Consider the following 16,423-nt stretch of genomic DNA (forward strand, 5'->3'; position numbering starts at 1 on the left):
CTCGGCGCTGGGGCAGAAGCCGGCATCGTTCAATAGATGGCGCACCGGCGTGCCAAGACGCGCCCAGACATTGCCCGGTCTGGTTACCGCTTCGCCGGTGAGGGTGACCACGCGCTCGGTTAACGGCTCACCGTCAATCACCGCGCGTTTCACCGCATAAGCCGTACCGACGTTCTGCATCAGCACGCCAATGTCCGATGAACGACCGCCGTGCGGTACCTGTTTGCCGGTAAGAATTTGGGTGAGCTGCTTGGCGCCACCGGAGGGATATTTGGTGGGGATCACGCGCAGCGAAATGCCATGGGCGTCGCAGAGCACCGCCCGCAGCATTGAGATGGCCTGCGGCTTATTGTCTTCAATGCCGATCAGCACTTCTTCAGGCTGCAGTATATGAGCGAGGATGCGGATACCCTCGACAATCTGCGCCGCGCAGTCCTGCATCAGGCGGTCATCCGCCGTGATATAGGGCTCGCACTCGGCGGCGTTAATGATCAGCGTTTTAATTTTATCTCCGCCACCGCGCAGTTTACTGCCGGTGGGGAAGCCTGCGCCGCCGAGGCCAGCAACGCCAAACTGGTGGATACGCTCGATCAGCGCTTCACGCGTGCGGGTCTGATAGTCGCTCCAGCCATCGCGCTCGATCCAGCGGTCTTCGCCGTCGGCGTCAATGATCACGCTCATCTCCGCCAGCGCCGACGGGTGCGCGGTAGTGTGCGGAGCGATGGCGGCAATGGTGCCGGAAGTCGGGGCGTGAACGGGCAGCATTCTTCCCCAGCCGCGGGTCAGCGGCTGGCCGCGCAGCACCCGGTCGCCCACTTTAACGCACAGTTCGCCCTCGGCGCCAATGTGCTGCTTCAACGGGATAACAAAGCGCTGCGGCAGGGAAACCTGACGCAGCGGGGTGCCGTTAGACTGGGTTTTCATTTCAGGCGGGTGAATACCGCCGTTGAAATCCCAGACCTTGTCTTTTCGGAAAGCGGAAAATAGCTTAAACATGTTGTTCCACAGGAATATTTCGCACCGGGATCGTATGCAGATCCCATTTCCAGGTCTCCGGGGTGGTGGCCACCGGAACGAGTGAAATGCACTGGGTCGGGCAGGGGGCGACGCACAAATTGCAGCCGGTGCACAGGTCGCTCATCACGGTATGCATGGCGCGGGTCGCCCCAACGATGGCATCCACCGGACAGGCCTGGATACACTTGGTACAGCCAATGCAGTTCGGCTCGTCAATTACCGCGAGCATGCGGGCCGGCTCCGCTTCCTGTGCATCGCCGTCGACAGGCTGCGGGTCGACGTTCAGCAAGGCGGCGATTTTTAACATCACCCCTTCGCCACCCGGCGCGCAGCGGTTTATTTTCTCACCCTGCACGCCGACTGCTTCCGCATAGGGGCGACACCCAGGGTACCCGCACTGCCCACACTGGCTCTGCGGCAATAGCTCATCAATTTTTTCCACCACCGGGTCGTCCTGCACCGCGAAACGACGCGAGGCGTATCCCAGTATTAAGCCGAAAATCAGCCCTAACAGGCTGATGGCGATCACGGCTATCCAGACTGCGCTCATTACAACTTCACCAAACCACTAAAGCCCATGAAGGCCAGAGACATTAAACCGGCGGTAATCAGCGCGATGGCATTACCGCGAAACGGCGCGGGGACATCGGCTACCACCAGCCGTTCACGGATCGCCGCGAACAGCACCATTACCAGCGAGAAGCCGACGGCGGCGGCAAAGCCGTACAGCGCCGACTGCAGGAAATTGTGGCCCAGATTAATATTCAGCAGCGCTACCCCGAGTACGGCACAGTTGGTGGTGATCAGCGGTAGAAAGATCCCCAGCAGGCGATAGAGCGCCGGGCTGGTTTTACGCACCACCATCTCAGTAAACTGAACCACCACGGCGATAACCAGAATAAAGGCCAGGGTACGCAAATAAACCAAATTTAGCGGGATAAGGATCCAGGTATCAATCAGCCAGGCGCAAATAGAGGCCAGGGTCATCACGAAGGTGGTAGCGAGCCCCATCCCCATTGCGGTTTCCAGCTTTTTGGAAACCCCCATAAACGGGCACAGACCAAGAAACTTCACCAGAACGAAGTTATTGACCAGGACTGTACCAATAAAGAGCAGTAAATAATCAGCCATCATGCGACCTGAAACGAAAAAAAGCCGCTTATTATCGAATAAAACGATACCAGCGACAACAGGTTAAGTGTGGGGGTATTACGGATTAACAAAAGTCCGTTTTACCCGCTGCGAACGGCGAAAATAGGGCGCCAGCAGCGCAGCGGCCAGCAGCGGAAACAGCAGCTGACGCAGGGCAAGCACATCCGAGACCGGCGAGAAGGCAAAAGCCTTTATCGCCAGCAGCAGGGTGATGAGCAGCCAGATAATATAGTGTTTCGGCACCACCGAGCGCCGCTTGAAAAAGGCGATAGTCAGCCAGAGCGTGTAATACCACATGGCGAGGGCAAACAGCAGCGAGGCGACCCACAGCGCCATATGGCCCGCGCTCATGGCGCGCAGTAGGGTATAGGTCTGCGGCGACATCAGCGCATTGGCAAAAAACAGCAGCGATAACGAGGCGCTCAGCAGCGCCACCAGCAACCAGGCCAGCGGAGCCAGCAGCCATCCGCCGATGCGCTCTGCAGATTGAGACGTCATGTTTCTCCCCTATTCAACGCCAGTGAATAAAATCAGGCCGGGAAGTATAAGCAACTGGCGTGAAGGATGACAGCCTTACTGCACGAATCGCCAAACGGATTTAGGAACCTGGCCCACATCGAACAATTTACCACCGGAGACCAGCTCTGCGCGACGATGATCGGCGGCGCGATACATATTCACGATCTCCTGGGTGTCAGTCAGGGAGTAGTTAAGGTGATCAAATAGTTTTTCAAGGCTTTCCAGCGAACTGATTTTGCGAAATTTTAATAAGTAGTCCAGCACGGTCATTTTCGTATCCATTTTATAATCGGAATTATTGCGTTGAATATTATCAGCATTCACTAAACCTACTCTCAACCAACGGCGCCTTCTGCTGGGGCCGCGTGGAATGAATCAGGTTATATAAACCCATGACAAGGGGCAAAGCCAGCCTTGAAGAGCAGGGAGAAGTTTAAGAATATTCTAAAATCAGACCGGGCGCCGAATGGCGCCCGCAGGAGAAGATTAGCGCTGTTCGCCGTGACTGGCAATAACAGATTTGTACCAATAAAAACTCTTCTTTCGTTTCCGCGCCAGATTTTGCTGGTGATCGACATAGACAAAACCATATTGCTTTTGATAGCCGTTGAGCCAGCTCAGCAGATCGATAAATGACCAGGGGTAATAGCCGCGCACATCTGCCCCCAGCGCCAGCGCTTTTTCGAGGGCGCCAATATGGCTGCTGAGATAATCAATCCGCGGGTCGTCGACCACTTCCCCGTCAATAATCGGGTCCTTCGCGCCGAGGCCATTCTCGGTGATATATATCGGAATATCGCCATAGCGCGCCTTAATCATCATAATGCCGTCAGTTAGCCCCTGCGGCCAGATTTCCCAGCCCCATTCGGTATATGTACTCTGGGGATTACGCACGAAATAGAATAATCCCTCCACGCCAGGCTCGCCGCCGGTAGCGATCTCAGGCGGCTGGGCAGATACCGTTTCCCGGCGATAGTAATTCAGACCGATAAAGTCGCAGCGGTTGTCACGGAGCAGCGCGTCGTCGCCTGGAGCAAAGCGAGGTACCCCCCACAGCGCCTGGGTCTGCGCCAGCAGGTCGGCAGGATAGGTGCCTTTCAGCACCGGATCGTACAGCCAGTGAGTATGGATGGCGTCAGCCAGTTCGGTGGCCTTAATGTCCGCCTCGCTGTCGGTGAGCGGGGTATGCGGTTGCAGTACGTTGACGAAGCCAATCTCGCCGGCCACAGCCATCTCGCGAAAGGCCTTCACCGCCAGCGCATGGGCGATAAACACGTGGTGGCAGGCCTGAATGGCACGCGCCGGATCGCGGACCGCCGGGGGATGGAGGCCGTTAATGTAGCCGTGCCCAATGAAGACAATGGTTTCGTTGAAGGTAGCCCACAGCTTCACCCGTGAACCAAAGCGCGCATAGCACAGGCGGGCGTACTCGGCGAAGGCCTCGGCGGTAGTGCGCGCTTCCCAGCCGCCCTCATCCTGCAGGGCCTGCGGCAGATCCCAGTGATAGAGGGTGATCATCGGCTCAATATTGTGCGCCAGCAGTTCGTCGATCAGATCGCTGTAAAACTGGACTCCCGCTTCATTCACCTTACCGCGCCCGGCGGGCAGCAGGCGGGGCCAGGAGATGGAGAATCGATAGCTTTGCAAGCCCATTTCGGCCATTAACGCCACGTCTTCGCGAAAACGGTGATAGTGGTCGACGGCAATATCGCCGGTGGTGCCTTCAAAGGTGGTACCCGGCAGATGAGAGTAGATATCCCAGATTGACGGTCCTTTACCGTCGGCGTCGTGTCCTCCCTCAACCTGATACGCTGCGGTAGCGGCACCCCATAAGAAATTGTGCGGAAAAGCGGCCATGAAAAAGCTCCCTGTCTGATGATAAAGGGAGTGTAATAAAAGCGCGAGCATACGTGCAACCGGTTTCTGAAACCGGTTGCACAGTTGCGAGGCGGGTCACTGTTTTAACGCGGAGCTACTTCGTGTGCACCACATCCGCTGGCGGTGGGGACTGATAGTTATCTATATGGTGTGCGATAACCAAAAGCAGTGCCGAAATACCAAAAACAACCCAGCCAATAAGTTCTACAATACGGGTAAAAACAGTTGTCATAACACTTCAATATCCTTTGAACACAGCGTGAAATGTTACTCGATGGTCAGCAGATCACAAGGGGTATCTGTCTGATTTCTCACACTTGCATGTAAGTCGCAAAGTAAGGAATGATAAGTTTTGCTCACGGTTTGTAAAATTATTCTCATTAACCTGGTGTTGATATCAGTTGCATAAGCGAGGCGGTAAGATGAGCGATGCGATCCGGGTGGGGCTGGTGGGGTTCGGTTACGCCAGCAAAACGTTTCATGCGCCGTTGATCGGCGGCACGCCGGGTATGGCGCTGAAGGCGGTCGCCAGCAGCGACGCCGATAAGGTCCATGCCGATTGGCCTGGCGTGAAGGTAATGAGTGCGCCGGGGGATCTGCTGGACGACCCGGATATCGATCTGGTGGTCATCGCCACCCCGAACGACACCCACTTTCCGCTGGCGAAAGCGGCGCTGGAGGCGGGAAAGCATGTTGTGGTGGATAAACCCTTTACCGTGACACTGTCACAAGCTCGCGAGCTGGAAAGCCTGGCGAAGCACTGCGGTCGGATACTTTCGGTGTTTCATAACCGGCGCTGGGACAGCGATTTCTTAACGGTCAGCGCGTTGATCAACGAAGGTCAGCTGGGGGAGGTGTGTTACTTCGAGTCGCATTTCGATCGCTTCCGACCACAGGTGCGCCAGCGCTGGCGTGAGCAGGCGGGTCCTGGCAGCGGCATATGGTATGACCTCGCGCCGCATCTGCTCGACCAGGTCGTGGTGCTGTTTGGCCTGCCGGTAAGCATCACGGTGGACCTCGCGCAGCTTCGGCCCGGCGCGCAATCCACCGACTATTTTCACGCCGTGCTGGCCTATCCGCAGCGGCGGGTAGTACTGCATGGTACGTTACTCGCCGCCGCGGAGAGCGCGCGCTTTATCGTCCACGGCTCGCGGGCCAGCTATATTAAGTACGGCCTTGACCCGCAGGAGGAGCGGCTAAAAAACGGTGAACGGCTGCCGCAGGAGGACTGGGGATATGATATGCGCGACGGTACCCTGACCCGCGCCGAAGGGGATGAACGTAGTCAGGAGAAATGGCTGACGCTACCGGGTAATTATCCCGCCTACTATGCCGCTATCCGCGACGCGCTTAACGGCGTAGGGGAAAACCCGGTCCCGGCCAGCGAGGCGATTCAGATAATGACCCTGATTGAGTTGGGTATCGAGTCGGCCAGACATCGCGCCACGCTCAGCCTGGTCTGAGGAGGAGCCCGGCAGCACGGCTGCCGGGCCGGTTATCAGCCTTTGGCAACCCGCTGAATGAGGGCGGCTTTTTCCTGTTCGCCGAGGAACGCCAGGGTCAGGCCGTTGATCTGCGCCTGACGGATCTGCTCCCGGCTCAGCCCTGCCGCCGGCGCCGCCACGGTATACTCGTGAATGATGTCCACACCCTGGACCGCCGGATCGTCGGTGTTGAGGCTCGCCAGCACGCCGTGCTCAAGGAACTGCTTCAGCGGATGCTGGGCCAGGGAGGCCACGGTGCTGGTTTGCACGTTCGAGGTTAGGCAGGATTCAATCCCGATGCGGTGCTCGGCCAGGTAGTCCATCAGGGCTGGATCCTCTACCGCTTTAACCCCATGGCCGATGCGCTCCGCGCCCAGCTCACGAATGGCCTGCCAGATACTTTCCGGGCCGGCCGCTTCGCCCGCGTGGACGGTGATATGCCACCCGGCGTCGCGGGCCTGGTTAAAATGGTTGCGGAACAACGTACCCGGGAAGCCTAGCTCATCGCCGGCGAGGTCGAGGGCAGTGATGCCCTCGCGGTGGGCGAGCAGCGCCGCCAGCTCTTCCTGACAGGCGGCTTCGCCGAAGGTGCGGCTCAGAATACCGATCAGCCGGGCGTCGACCTGGAAATCGCGGCATCCCTCTTGAACCCCGGCAATTACCGCCTCTACCACGCCGTTGACCGGCAGCCGGTGGGTCATCGCCATATAGCGGGGAGAGAAGCGCAGCTCAACGTAGTGCAGGCCATTTCGTGCCGCGTCTTCGACGTTCTCATACGCCACGCGGCGACAGGCTTCCAGCGAGGCCAGGACCTTTACCCCCCAGTCGAGCTTGGCGAGGAAACTAACCAGATCGGGCTCAAGGCTGGTGACCTGGACATGAGGACGCAGCGTGTCGAGGGTGGTTGCGGGAAGAGCGATATTAAATTCGCGGCCAAGATCGAGGATGGTTTGGGCCCGGATGTTACCGTCAAGATGACGATGAATGTCGGTTAATGGCAATGAGGAATCAATCATGGTCGCACTCTTTTTTTAGTTAAAGTGCACGTCATTATACAACATGAACATAACTGTTTAAAAGCATTGAAAAAATGTATGCGATACAAATAGCTGGCAGCAATCAGGTCAGTGTTACGGTCTTTTTGACTGGCCCCTTTAAAACGCAGAACGAATATCATGATTGACGCGATCCTGACCAGATCAGAAATGCACACGCGCTGACCGCGGCGCCCGCAAGGCAGACCGCCTGCCATCCCCAGTGGGAATAAAGCTGTGTGGCAACGATAGCCCCTGTCGCGCTGCCCAGCGAATAAAAACACATGTAAGCCCCAACCAGGCGGCTTGCCGCTGCAGGCCTGGCGGCAATGATCAGGCTCTGGCTGGAGACATGAACGGCCTGTACCGCAAAGTCCAGCGCAATGACGCCAGCTATCAGCCAAAGCAGAGAGGTTTCGGCATAGCCGATAGGAAGCCATGAGATGGTCAGCAGCGCCAGCGCCAGGCCGGTAGTGCGCTGAGCCCATCCCTGGTCAGCCCACTTGCCCGCTCTGGCGGCGGCCAGCATGCCAGCGAAGCCGGCTAAGCCAAACATCCCCGTCTGGGTGTGCGAGAGGGAAAGGGCGGTGAGCGGCATGACCATGGTCGTCCATAGCATGCTGAAAGCGGCGAAGATAAATAGCGCCAGGATCCCGCGCTTTCTCAGTTGCGGCTCGGTGAGGTACAGCTGAAACACGGACTTCAATAAGGAAAGGTAAGTGGGCTTTTGCGGCTGCGGCTGCTGCGGGGGCGAAGGCATGATTTTCCAGACGATCCCGGCAATCATCAACATCAGACAGGCAGCCGTGAGATACACGGCTCGCCAGCCGGCGATATCGGCTATCGCGCCTGAGATAAACCGAGATAACAGGATACCTGAAACAATGCCGCTGGTCAGGGTACCCACCGCCTGGCCTCGTTTCTGCGGCGTCGCCAGTATTGCCACCCAGGCCACCAGCACCTGCACCACCACGGCCATCAGGCCGACGATCAGCATGGCGCCAAGCAGCGTTGCTATATTGGGGGATAACCCTGCCGCGACTAACGCCGCTACTGAAAGCAACAGTTGACTCATCACCACGTATTTACGGTTCAACCAGTCCCCGAGCGGAACCAGGAACAGCAGGCCAATGGCATAGCCCGCCTGCGTAGCGGTGATGACGCTGCCAATCATGCCTGGCGACACCTTCAGGCTGACCGCCATCGAGTCGAGTAAAGGCTGTGCTGAATAAACATTGGCTACTGCCAGCGCGCAGGTTAGTGAAAACAACGCCGTTATCCCTGTGGTCAGCATCGTGTCAGGGACTGACGCAGTTTGGATCCTTTGGCCGGTACATCTACTTGCCTTACATTTCATAAGAGACCCTCTGTCTGGTTGCTTTTTAAAACTAGTGTACCTATAGAATTAGCCTTGCTGGTTTTTTTTTGCAACTGGTAAAGGTGAGGATTAAGCTAGATCAGTAGATAAATTGATAAGGAGCGCGCAGATGGCAAAGCAGGAATCACTTAGAACCAGTGAATGTCCGGTGGCGAGAACGTTGGAATCAATTGGTGAACGCTGGTGCCTGATGATTATCCGCGAAGCATTTGACGATGTGCGGAGATTCAGCGAGTTTCAAAAAAATTTGGGGCTGGCCAAAAATATCCTTGCCTCGCGGCTGAAGCATCTGGTTGATATCGGTATTTTCGAGATTTTACCGGCATCGGATGGCAGCGCATACAAGGAATATGTCCTGACTGAAAAGGGGCGCTCCGTGTTTCCCATTGTTGTGGCGCTGCGGCAATGGGGAGAGCGTTATATGTTTGAGCAAGGGGAAACCTATTCGGTCCTGCTGGATAACGCGCACGGCCAGCCCCTTCAGTATCTGGATGTGCGTTCCGCTCAGGGGGATAAACTGCAACCAGGCGACTGTCATCGCCGGCGCATTGTGTCAGATACCCGCGCCGAATAATGGCGTGAAGAATTTGCAGGATACCAGCGAGAATACGAGCGTACTGCTAAAGGGTCATGGAACAATCCTGACGTGTTTTTTTGCGAACTGCTTTTGATGCCAAAGCTCCGGACGCGTGAAAGTGACCCACCGCCAACCGCAGGAGGCGGTGCATAACCATTTACAATTATATTTTATTTGAATGTATTCATGTTACATATTAAATTCTGCTTACTTTATCGACGATGAGGCAAGGATGCGGATGTGGAGAGCGTAATCCATAACAATATTGAGGGTTTTCTGCTGTTGTTATTAAGCATGTGGCCGATTCTGCTGGTGGTATTCATTGGCGTCGCAATTTCATTCTATACCATGCTGTTACGCAAGACGGCGCTGGCCTGCCTGCTTTTCGCCCTCGCCATCGGCGCCGCAGGCTGGAGTCTCGCTTAGCCGCTGGCCTCAGGGTTTATCCAGCAGGCTCATACTGGAGGTGGCGGCGCCATCATTCAGATTGGCGGGCGAATGCCAGTCGCGACCCGCCAGCGCACTGTCGCTCTGTCCGCTGCCAACGCCTTGCTGCGTCGACAGCGATGAACCTTCCAGTGTTTCATCCGCCCCTGACCGATCGGGCAGGGAACTGGTATAGCCGCCATTATTCGAGTACGTATCCATGCCGTTGACTTCGTTAGGCACCGTGTCGGTAGTCGTACCGTCATCGTTAATGCAAAACGAGCCGCCAATGCCGTTTGGCTGACAGTCTGCAGCAAAAGCCGGACTGGCCAGCGCGGTCAGTAGCAATAACGGTAAGCCGATTTCCTTCATTCTTATCTCCCAGGGCCGTGTGGTCTGCCAGACATTCTGTACTATAGCGGCGGCAGTAGCGCGGTAAGTAACAAAACTGTGTAATTTTGTAATGACCGGTGGACGGTTTGTCGTTCGGCCAGGAAAGAGCGTGCGTTAAGCGTGGCATAGCGGCTCGGCAGAAAGCGGTAATCAATTGTTAATTCTACGTAAAGGTTAATGAAAATTTAAGGGAACGCCGCTATGTTGGCAGCATCATACTTTCCATAAAGGATATGCCATGCGCGATAAATATTCCGGCCTGCAGATTGGGATTCACTGGCTGGTTTTTTTGCTGGTAGTAGTAGCCTATGCGGCGATGGAGCTGCGCGGGTTTTTTCCCCGCAGTGAACGGCCATTGATTAATATGGTGCATGTTTCCTGCGGGATCACCATTTTCGTGCTGATGGTGGCGCGTCTGCTGGTGCGGCTGAAATCGCCGGCGCCGCCGATCGTACCGAAACCATCGCCGATGATGACCGGTTTCGCCCATCTTGGTCACCTGGCGATCTATTTGCTGTTCATTGCCTTGCCGTTGATCGGCATGGTGATGATGTACTGGCGCGGTAACCCCTGGTATGCCTTTGGTCTGACCATGCCGTATGCCCCGCAGAGCGATTTTGAGCGGGTGGATACCCTGAAGGCGATCCATGAATGGTTGGCCAATGCCGGGTACTTTGTGATTGGCCTGCATGCTCTCGCCGCGCTGCTCCATCATTACTGGTGGAAGGATAATACTCTGCTGCGAATGATGCCTCGTAAGCGCTAAATCATCCTCTTTCACTTCCTGACCCCGTCCCGCGACGGGGTTTTTTTTGCCTTCACCGCTAATAGAATATAGTATACCCCCCTATATGATACGGAGGCGTAATCGTGCCACATTCACCTGAAGATAAAAAACGGGCGCTCAGCCGCGTAAGACGCATCCGCGGCCAGGTCGAAGCCCTTGAGCGCGCGCTGGAGTCCGGCGAGCCCTGTATGACTATTCTGCAGCAGATCGCCTCGATTCGCGGGGCGGCGAACGGCCTGATGGGCGAAATGGTGGAGATCCACCTGCAGGACGAGCTGGTCAGCGGCGACACCACCCCTGAGCAGCGGGCCGCGAGAATGGCAGAGGTCGGTCATCTGCTACGATCCTATTTAAAATAACATCACGACGAGGAAGAGACAGTTATGAAATCACGCGCAGCAGTGGCCTTCGGCCCCGGTCAGCCGTTAAAAATCGTTGAGATTGACGTCGCGCCGCCGAAAAAAGGCGAAGTTCTGGTGAAAATCACCCACACCGGGGTGTGTCATACCGATGCCTTCACCCTCTCCGGTGACGATCCGGAAGGTGTCTTCCCGGCGGTGCTGGGCCATGAGGGCGGCGGGATTGTCGTGGAAGTAGGCGAGGGCGTCACCAGCCTTAAGCCGGGCGATCACGTCATTCCGCTGTATACCGCCGAATGTGGCGAGTGCAAATTCTGTAAGTCGGGTAAAACCAACCTCTGTCAGGCGGTGCGTGCCACCCAGGGTAAAGGACTGATGCCGGACGGCACCACTCGTTTCTCGTACAATGGCGAACCGATCTATCACTATATGGGCACCAGCACCTTCAGCGAATATACGGTTTGCGCCGAGATTTCGCTGGCGAAAGTCAATCCGCAGGCGCCTTTGGATAAAGTGTGCCTGCTGGGCTGCGGCGTAACCACCGGTATCGGCGCGGTGCATAACACGGCGAAGGTCAAGGCCGGGGATAGCGTCGTGGTCTTTGGTCTGGGCGGCATTGGTCTGGCGGTGATCCAGGGCGCGGTGCAGGCGCAGGCCGGGCGTATTCTGGCGGTTGATACCAACCCGGATAAGTTCACTCTCGCTAAAGAGATGGGCGCGACCGATTTTATCAATCCGAACGACTACGATAAGCCGATTCAGGATGTGATTGTTGAGCTGACCGACGGCGGGGTGGATTTCAGCTTCGAGTGCATCGGCAATGTTAATGTGATGCGCGCGGCGCTGGAGTGCTGCCATAAAGGCTGGGGTGAGAGCGTGATCATCGGTGTAGCCGGCGCCGGGCAGGAGATCAAGACCCGTCCGTTCCAGCTGGTGACCGGCCGCGTATGGCGCGGTTCCGCCTTCGGCGGCGTAAAAGGGCGCAGTCAGCTGCCGGGCATGGTGGAAGACGCCATGGCGGGTAAAATTCGCCTCGATCCGTTTATTACCCATCGCCTGCCGCTGGAGCAGATTAACGAGGCCTTTGATCTGATGCATGAAGGTAAATCGATTCGCACCGTGATCCACTTTGGCGACCAGTAATCCCCGACGCTGAAGGCGAATCGTCACCCATAAAAAAGGGCCCGGATGGGCCCTTTTGTGTATGTCGATCAGTGATGGTCTGGGAGCGCGTAGGCGATGATGTAATCGCCGCGATCCGGTGACTGGCGGGCGCCGCCGGCATTGATAATGATATACTGCTTACCGGTTTTCGGTGAGACGTAGGTCATCGGGCCGGACTGGCTGCCGACCGGCAGACGCGATTTCCAGATCTCTTTGCCGTTCGCGGTATCAAAGGCGCGCAGGTAGAAATCCTGGGTGCCGGCGAAGAACAGCAGTCCGGACTGCGTTGCCAGCGATGCGCCAAGGGTCGGCATGCCGATTGGAATTAGCATGTGCATACGTATGCCCAGCGGCCCGGTGTCTTCTACGGTGCCAACCGGCACCTGCCACACCAGTTTCCCGGTTTTCAGATCCACCGCGGACATGGTGCCGAACGGCGGCTTCTGGCACGGAATGCCCAGCGGCGACAGGAAACGTTCGCGCATCGCGCCAAACGGCGTGCCTTCCATCGGCACGATGCCCATCTCGATCCCGCTGGCGTCTTTCGCCACCTTCGCGCGCGGCACCATATAGTTGGCCAGGCCCAGACGCATATCGTTGACAAACATCAGGCTGTTGTTTGGATCCAGCGAAACACTGCCCCAGTTCATGCCGCCGAGTGAGCCCGGGAACTGCAGGGAACGGTCTTCACCTGGCGGGGTAAAGACGCCCTGATGGCGCATCTCTTTGAACTGAATACGGCACAGCAGCAGGTCGATCGGTGTCGCTCCCCACATATCGGACTCGGTCAACGTCTGGTTGCCGATCATCGGCATCCCTACCGAGTAAGGTTGCGTCGGCGAGTAGCGTTCACCTTTGACGTTGCCCGCCGGCACCGGACGCTCTTCCACTTTGGCCACCGGCTCGCCGGTCTCGCGGTTGAGCATAAAGATCATGCCCTGCTTGCTGGTCTGCACCAGCACCGGGGTGGTGCCGCCCTTGCCGTCAGGCAGATCGTACAGCAGCGGCTGAGACGGCAGGTCAAAGTCCCACAGATCGTGGTGTGTGGTCTGGAAGTGCCAGCGCACCTGGCCGGTGGTGGCATCCACAGCCACGATAGAGGAGCTGTATTTATCGTCCAGCGCGGTACGTTCGCCGCCAAAGAAATCTGGCGTGGCGTTGCCGGTGGGCAGATAGATCAGATTCAGCTTCGCGTCGTAGGACATCGCCGACCAGACGTTTGGCGTACCGCGCGTGTAGGTCTGGCCTTCCGGCGGAACACCGGTCAGCGCTGGATTGCCCGGATCCCACGCCCATGCCAGTTTGCCGGTGTGGACATCAAACGCGCGGACCACGCCCGGCGGTTCGCCAGTGGAGTAGTTATCCGCGACGCGGCCGCCCACCACCACCACATTGCCCGCCACCAGCGGGGTGGAGGTCTGCTGATAGTAACCCGCTTTCACTTCACCCATGCCGACGCTGAGGTCGACAATACCGCGATCGCCGAAGTTTTCGCACAGTTTGCCGGTATCGGCATCAATGGCGATCAGGCGGGCGTCGATGGTCGGCAGGAACAGACGACGGGAACAGGCGGCCGGCTGCGTGCCTGCCGCTGGCGCGGTTTGCGCCTGGCTATCTTCGTAATAGCCTAAGCCGCGGCAGCGCTGCCAGTTGGGTGAAGAGGATTTGGAGTCATAGCGCCATTTCTCTTTTCCGCTGTCCACATCCAGCGCCAGCACTTTACTGTAAGGGGTACAGACATAGAGAGTATCGCCAATCTGCAGCGGGGTGTTCTGATCTTCTGCGCCCGAGCCGTTGCTCTGTGGGATATCGCCAGTATGCGCTACCCAGGCAACCTGCAGCTGGTTGACGTTTTGTTTGTTGATTTGGTCGAGGGCGGCGAAACGGTCGCCGTGGGTGGTGTTACCCCAGTGCGCCCAGTTTTTCTGCTGTTCGCCTGGCGCGACGGGCTTGACTGGTACCGCTTCAGTCGCGCTGACCAGCGGTGCGGATTTGAACATCCAGCCAAAGCTCACCGCCAGCGCCACGGCGAGAACGGCGGCGACGCCATAGGCCGGGCCTTTTTTCGCCGGTGGGCTGGCGAGGAAAGGCCAGACCAGGGCGGCCAGGAAGGCCAGTACGCCGAGCGCAAACAGGCGCGAGAAGAGCGGCCAGTAGCTCCAGCCAGCGTCACTAATCGCCCAGATCACCGAGGCGATAAACGCCACGGCGTATAACAGAATACCGCCGCGGCGGTTGCGGAAAATCAACACCGCCGCGATGACCATGACCACGCCCATCAGCGCGAAGTACAGTGTTCCGCCGACGAGGGCCAGTTTTGCCCCAAGAATACCCACAGCCAGACCGATGATGAGCATCAGTCCGGCGAGAAGCCACTGCAGGATCCGGGGGAATCCGCGCGGCGCGTTGCCAGTTGCCATGTAATCTCCTTAACCACACCAGCCACCTCACTGCGAACCAAATGAAACATGTTGCTTTTGAATCATTTTTGAATGAAGTGGTTTTAACCTTCATAAAACTGTATTTGTTGCTTGATTAGATTTCGAGTGAACCATTTGGTGAAATCGAGACATGATAGATCTGTTAAAGAAGTTTGCGCAAATGTTAATAAATAATTTCGCACTAAATGATTATTTTGCCGAATATGTCTAACGTCATGGGGAGCGGCGTCGGCGCGTTTGCAGGTTCCCCGGCCGCTGCGGGCCGGGGAGAAAGGGGGGTCAGGCAGGCATGGACTTACGGATAGCGCTGAGCAGCGTCTGCGTACCCGGGGTCAGTGTCGCATCGACGCGGGTTAAAATGCCGATGGGCTCTCCGGCGCCCTGGGTGGCGATCGGCAGGGCGGTTAGCACGCCACGGCGAAGATCGTCTTTTACCGCCCCGGAAGGGACAAACCAGACATAGTCAAAATCCACCGTCAGCTGGCGCGACAGGGAGGCGGAGAGGGTCTCGATGCAGCCGGCGGGCATCTTACAGCCCTGGCTCTGGAGCAGCGCTTCGGCGTTTTGCCGCGGCACGGTGCCTTTAGGTGAGACCACCACCGGCCACTCCATCACCCGACTAAGGGTCACCGTCTCCTGAAGCAGGGGATGTCCCGGGCGAACCACCAGCTTCAGGGATTCAAGGAACAACAGTTCGTAATGCAGCCCGCTCATCAGCTCCGGGTCGGACATACGTCCAATGCCGATGTCGATCTCCCCGGATTTTAAGCCGGCGAGCAGCATGGTGTTGTTCATAGTGGCGACCTGCAGCGTGATATCTTTTTGCTGCTTGTGAAACTGGCCGATCACCGTCGGCAGGATCCCCAGCGCGGCGGTGGGTAGCGCGCCGATACGCACGATGTCGTTATTCAGGCCCTCTTTGCGGTTCAGCGCCTGGCCGGCCGAATTAAGGGCGTCAAGCACCTTAACGGCATGCGTCAGAAACTGTTCGCCGACCAGGGTTAGCTGCGCCCCAAGACGACCCCGCTCGAACAGCCGGGTACCGGTCAGCTGTTCTAGCTCGTTAAGCGTTTTCGAGAGTGCTGGCTGGCTCAGATTTAATGTTTCAGCCGCGCGCCCCAGCGTTCCCTGTTGAGCGACGGCCACGAAGGTGTGTAGATGGCGCAAGCGAATGCGCTGACTGAAGAGACCTTTTTTTTCCATAGTAAGATGATGTTAAAAACACAGCGGTGAAAGAGACAAGCGGACTTGTTTAAATTTGATAACCAGATAGCAAAATATTATTAACATTTGAGTTGGTTACATGACAAGATCTTTCCCTGTGGTTGAAAACGCCTTCGCCCCGCAGAAACGGGGCGAAGGTGGTGGTCACCGCGACGGCTAAATATCGAAAAAGACGGTTTCGTTCTCGCCCTGCAGATGAATGTCAAAACGATAGACCACTTCCGTACCGCGAACCTCGCGCTCGGCGATTAAGGTTTTGCGTCTCACCTCCCACTCGATGAGATTCAGCACCGGGTCGCTGGCGTTGGCCTCGTGTTCATCGGCAAAGTACATCCGCGTATTCAGGCCAATATTGATCCCCCGCGCCACCACCCACAGGTTGACGTGCGGCGCCATCAGGCGGCCATCGCGACCGACCACCGGGCCCGGCTTGATGGTTTCAAAGCGCCAAATGCCGGAGGTGAAATCAGAGCAGGTACGCCCCCAGCCGCGGAAGGCCGGGTCGACGGCTTTCTGCTGTTGACGATCGTCAGGATGGTTATAGCGACCCGCGGCGTTGGCCTGCCAGATCTCCAGCAGCACATCGCGGA

The 16,423-nt window shown here is 57.2% G+C and carries 19 protein-coding genes; 6 read left to right on the forward strand and 13 right to left on the reverse strand.

The window, feature by feature from the left end; all coding sequences use genetic code 11:
- The 7 genes from rsxC to blr form a co-directional block, all read right to left on the reverse strand.
- A partial coding sequence (gene rsxC / locus HMPREF1024_RS21660; RefSeq protein WP_009307719.1) for an electron transport complex subunit RsxC occupies positions 1 to 996 on the reverse strand: 996 nt, incomplete at its 3' end.
- Complete coding sequence (gene rsxB, locus HMPREF1024_RS21655; RefSeq protein WP_009307720.1) at positions 989 to 1,567, reverse strand: electron transport complex subunit RsxB; 579 nt, start codon at positions 1,565 to 1,567, stop codon at positions 989 to 991. The genes rsxC and rsxB, both read right to left, overlap by 8 nt.
- On the reverse strand, positions 1,567 to 2,148 hold the full coding sequence (gene rsxA, locus HMPREF1024_RS21650) for an electron transport complex subunit RsxA (protein ID WP_002907658.1): 582 nt from the start codon (positions 2,146 to 2,148) through the stop codon (positions 1,567 to 1,569). The genes rsxB and rsxA overlap by 1 nt, the downstream gene beginning before the upstream one ends.
- Positions 2,149 to 2,226: 78 nt before the next feature.
- Positions 2,227 to 2,667, reverse strand: a complete 441-nt coding sequence (locus tag HMPREF1024_RS21645; RefSeq protein WP_002907654.1) for a DUF2569 domain-containing protein — start codon at positions 2,665 to 2,667, stop codon at positions 2,227 to 2,229.
- Positions 2,668 to 2,742: 75 nt separating this feature from the next.
- Entirely contained in the window at positions 2,743 to 2,958 is a 216-nt protein-coding gene (ydgT, locus tag HMPREF1024_RS21640; RefSeq protein ID WP_002907652.1) for a transcription modulator YdgT, read from the reverse strand.
- Between the two features lie 216 nt (positions 2,959 to 3,174).
- Positions 3,175 to 4,545, reverse strand: coding sequence for a GH1 family beta-glucosidase (locus HMPREF1024_RS21635; RefSeq protein WP_004180160.1), 1,371 nt, complete (start codon positions 4,543 to 4,545; stop codon positions 3,175 to 3,177).
- A 115-nt stretch (positions 4,546 to 4,660) separates the two neighbouring features.
- Positions 4,661 to 4,798, reverse strand: coding sequence for a division septum protein Blr (gene blr, locus HMPREF1024_RS28305; protein ID WP_004898594.1), 138 nt, complete (start codon positions 4,796 to 4,798; stop codon positions 4,661 to 4,663).
- A 190-nt stretch (positions 4,799 to 4,988) separates the two neighbouring features.
- Here blr and HMPREF1024_RS21630 point away from each other — a divergent pair, with 190 nt between their 5' ends.
- A complete protein-coding gene (locus HMPREF1024_RS21630; RefSeq protein ID WP_002907650.1) occupies positions 4,989 to 6,029 on the forward strand; it encodes an oxidoreductase in 1,041 nt (346 codons plus the stop codon).
- A gap of 35 nt (positions 6,030 to 6,064) precedes the next feature.
- Here the strand turns inward: HMPREF1024_RS21630 and add are convergent, their stop codons facing one another.
- Both add and HMPREF1024_RS21620 read right to left on the reverse strand, forming a co-directional pair.
- Positions 6,065 to 7,066 (reverse strand): adenosine deaminase, encoded by a 1,002-nt coding sequence (gene add / locus HMPREF1024_RS21625; RefSeq protein WP_009307721.1) that lies wholly within the window; start codon positions 7,064 to 7,066, stop codon positions 6,065 to 6,067.
- Positions 7,067 to 7,223: 157 nt separating this feature from the next.
- On the reverse strand, positions 7,224 to 8,378 hold the full coding sequence (locus tag HMPREF1024_RS21620) for an MFS transporter (protein ID WP_020802145.1): 1,155 nt from the start codon (positions 8,376 to 8,378) through the stop codon (positions 7,224 to 7,226).
- Between the two features lie 193 nt (positions 8,379 to 8,571).
- Here HMPREF1024_RS21620 and HMPREF1024_RS21615 point away from each other — a divergent pair, with 193 nt between their 5' ends.
- Entirely contained in the window at positions 8,572 to 9,036 is a 465-nt protein-coding gene (locus HMPREF1024_RS21615) for a helix-turn-helix domain-containing protein (RefSeq protein ID WP_004180158.1), read from the forward strand.
- Between the two features lie 243 nt (positions 9,037 to 9,279).
- Positions 9,280 to 9,465 (forward strand): hypothetical protein, encoded by a 186-nt coding sequence (locus tag HMPREF1024_RS21610; protein ID WP_002907644.1) that lies wholly within the window; start codon positions 9,280 to 9,282, stop codon positions 9,463 to 9,465.
- Positions 9,466 to 9,474: 9 nt separating this feature from the next.
- Here HMPREF1024_RS21610 and HMPREF1024_RS21605 read toward each other — a convergent pair whose 3' ends face one another.
- Entirely contained in the window at positions 9,475 to 9,837 is a 363-nt protein-coding gene (locus HMPREF1024_RS21605; RefSeq protein WP_009307723.1) for a hypothetical protein, read from the reverse strand.
- Positions 9,838 to 10,096: 259 nt separating this feature from the next.
- Between HMPREF1024_RS21605 and cybB the strand changes: the two genes are divergently transcribed.
- The 3 genes from cybB to HMPREF1024_RS21590 all read left to right on the forward strand — a co-directional run bounded on the left by cybB (position 10,097) and on the right by HMPREF1024_RS21590 (position 12,147).
- Entirely contained in the window at positions 10,097 to 10,624 is a 528-nt protein-coding gene (gene cybB, locus HMPREF1024_RS21600) for a cytochrome b561 (protein ID WP_002907640.1), read from the forward strand.
- 104 nt (positions 10,625 to 10,728) lie between these two features.
- A complete protein-coding gene (locus tag HMPREF1024_RS21595; RefSeq protein ID WP_002907563.1) occupies positions 10,729 to 11,004 on the forward strand; it encodes a metal/formaldehyde-sensitive transcriptional repressor in 276 nt (91 codons plus the stop codon).
- Between the two features lie 24 nt (positions 11,005 to 11,028).
- Positions 11,029 to 12,147, forward strand: a complete 1,119-nt coding sequence (locus tag HMPREF1024_RS21590) for an S-(hydroxymethyl)glutathione dehydrogenase/class III alcohol dehydrogenase (RefSeq protein ID WP_009307724.1) — start codon at positions 11,029 to 11,031, stop codon at positions 12,145 to 12,147.
- 68 nt (positions 12,148 to 12,215) lie between these two features.
- Here the strand turns inward: HMPREF1024_RS21590 and HMPREF1024_RS21585 are convergent, their stop codons facing one another.
- The 3 genes from HMPREF1024_RS21585 to pcaG form a co-directional block, all read right to left on the reverse strand.
- Positions 12,216 to 14,588, reverse strand: coding sequence for a membrane-bound PQQ-dependent dehydrogenase, glucose/quinate/shikimate family (locus HMPREF1024_RS21585; RefSeq protein WP_009307725.1), 2,373 nt, complete (start codon positions 14,586 to 14,588; stop codon positions 12,216 to 12,218).
- Between the two features lie 300 nt (positions 14,589 to 14,888).
- Positions 14,889 to 15,812 (reverse strand): LysR substrate-binding domain-containing protein, encoded by a 924-nt coding sequence (locus tag HMPREF1024_RS21580; protein WP_009307726.1) that lies wholly within the window; start codon positions 15,810 to 15,812, stop codon positions 14,889 to 14,891.
- Between the two features lie 177 nt (positions 15,813 to 15,989).
- A partial coding sequence (pcaG, locus tag HMPREF1024_RS21575; RefSeq protein WP_009307727.1) for a protocatechuate 3,4-dioxygenase subunit alpha occupies positions 15,990 to 16,423 on the reverse strand: 434 nt, incomplete at its 5' end.

Origin of the sequence: Klebsiella sp. 4_1_44FAA (genome assembly GCF_000238715.1) — a bacterium.
Lineage (GTDB): Bacteria > Pseudomonadota > Gammaproteobacteria > Enterobacterales > Enterobacteriaceae > Klebsiella > Klebsiella pneumoniae.

Coding starts and splice junctions, on each gene's coding strand:
- HMPREF1024_RS21635 (WP_004180160.1), bottom strand. CDS start 4,545: ATGGCCGCTTTTCCGCACAATTTCTTATGGGGTGCCGCTACCGCAGCG.
- HMPREF1024_RS21580 (WP_009307726.1), bottom strand. CDS start 15,812: ATGGAAAAAAAAGGTCTCTTCAGTCAGCGCATTCGCTTGCGCCATCTA.
- HMPREF1024_RS21590 (WP_009307724.1), top strand. CDS start 11,029: ATGAAATCACGCGCAGCAGTGGCCTTCGGCCCCGGTCAGCCGTTAAAA.
- cybB (WP_002907640.1), top strand. CDS start 10,097: ATGCGCGATAAATATTCCGGCCTGCAGATTGGGATTCACTGGCTGGTT.
- HMPREF1024_RS21645 (WP_002907654.1), bottom strand. CDS start 2,667: ATGACGTCTCAATCTGCAGAGCGCATCGGCGGATGGCTGCTGGCTCCG.
- ydgT (WP_002907652.1), bottom strand. CDS start 2,958: ATGACCGTGCTGGACTACTTATTAAAATTTCGCAAAATCAGTTCGCTG.
- rsxA (WP_002907658.1), bottom strand. CDS start 2,148: ATGGCTGATTATTTACTGCTCTTTATTGGTACAGTCCTGGTCAATAAC.
- blr (WP_004898594.1), bottom strand. CDS start 4,798: ATGACAACTGTTTTTACCCGTATTGTAGAACTTATTGGCTGGGTTGTT.
- HMPREF1024_RS21630 (WP_002907650.1), top strand. CDS start 4,989: ATGAGCGATGCGATCCGGGTGGGGCTGGTGGGGTTCGGTTACGCCAGC.
- HMPREF1024_RS21605 (WP_009307723.1), bottom strand. CDS start 9,837: ATGAAGGAAATCGGCTTACCGTTATTGCTACTGACCGCGCTGGCCAGT.
- HMPREF1024_RS21615 (WP_004180158.1), top strand. CDS start 8,572: ATGGCAAAGCAGGAATCACTTAGAACCAGTGAATGTCCGGTGGCGAGA.
- add (WP_009307721.1), bottom strand. CDS start 7,066: ATGATTGATTCCTCATTGCCATTAACCGACATTCATCGTCATCTTGAC.
- rsxB (WP_009307720.1), bottom strand. CDS start 1,567: ATGAGCGCAGTCTGGATAGCCGTGATCGCCATCAGCCTGTTAGGGCTG.
- HMPREF1024_RS21585 (WP_009307725.1), bottom strand. CDS start 14,588: ATGGCAACTGGCAACGCGCCGCGCGGATTCCCCCGGATCCTGCAGTGG.
- HMPREF1024_RS21620 (WP_020802145.1), bottom strand. CDS start 8,378: ATGCTGACCACAGGGATAACGGCGTTGTTTTCACTAACCTGCGCGCTG.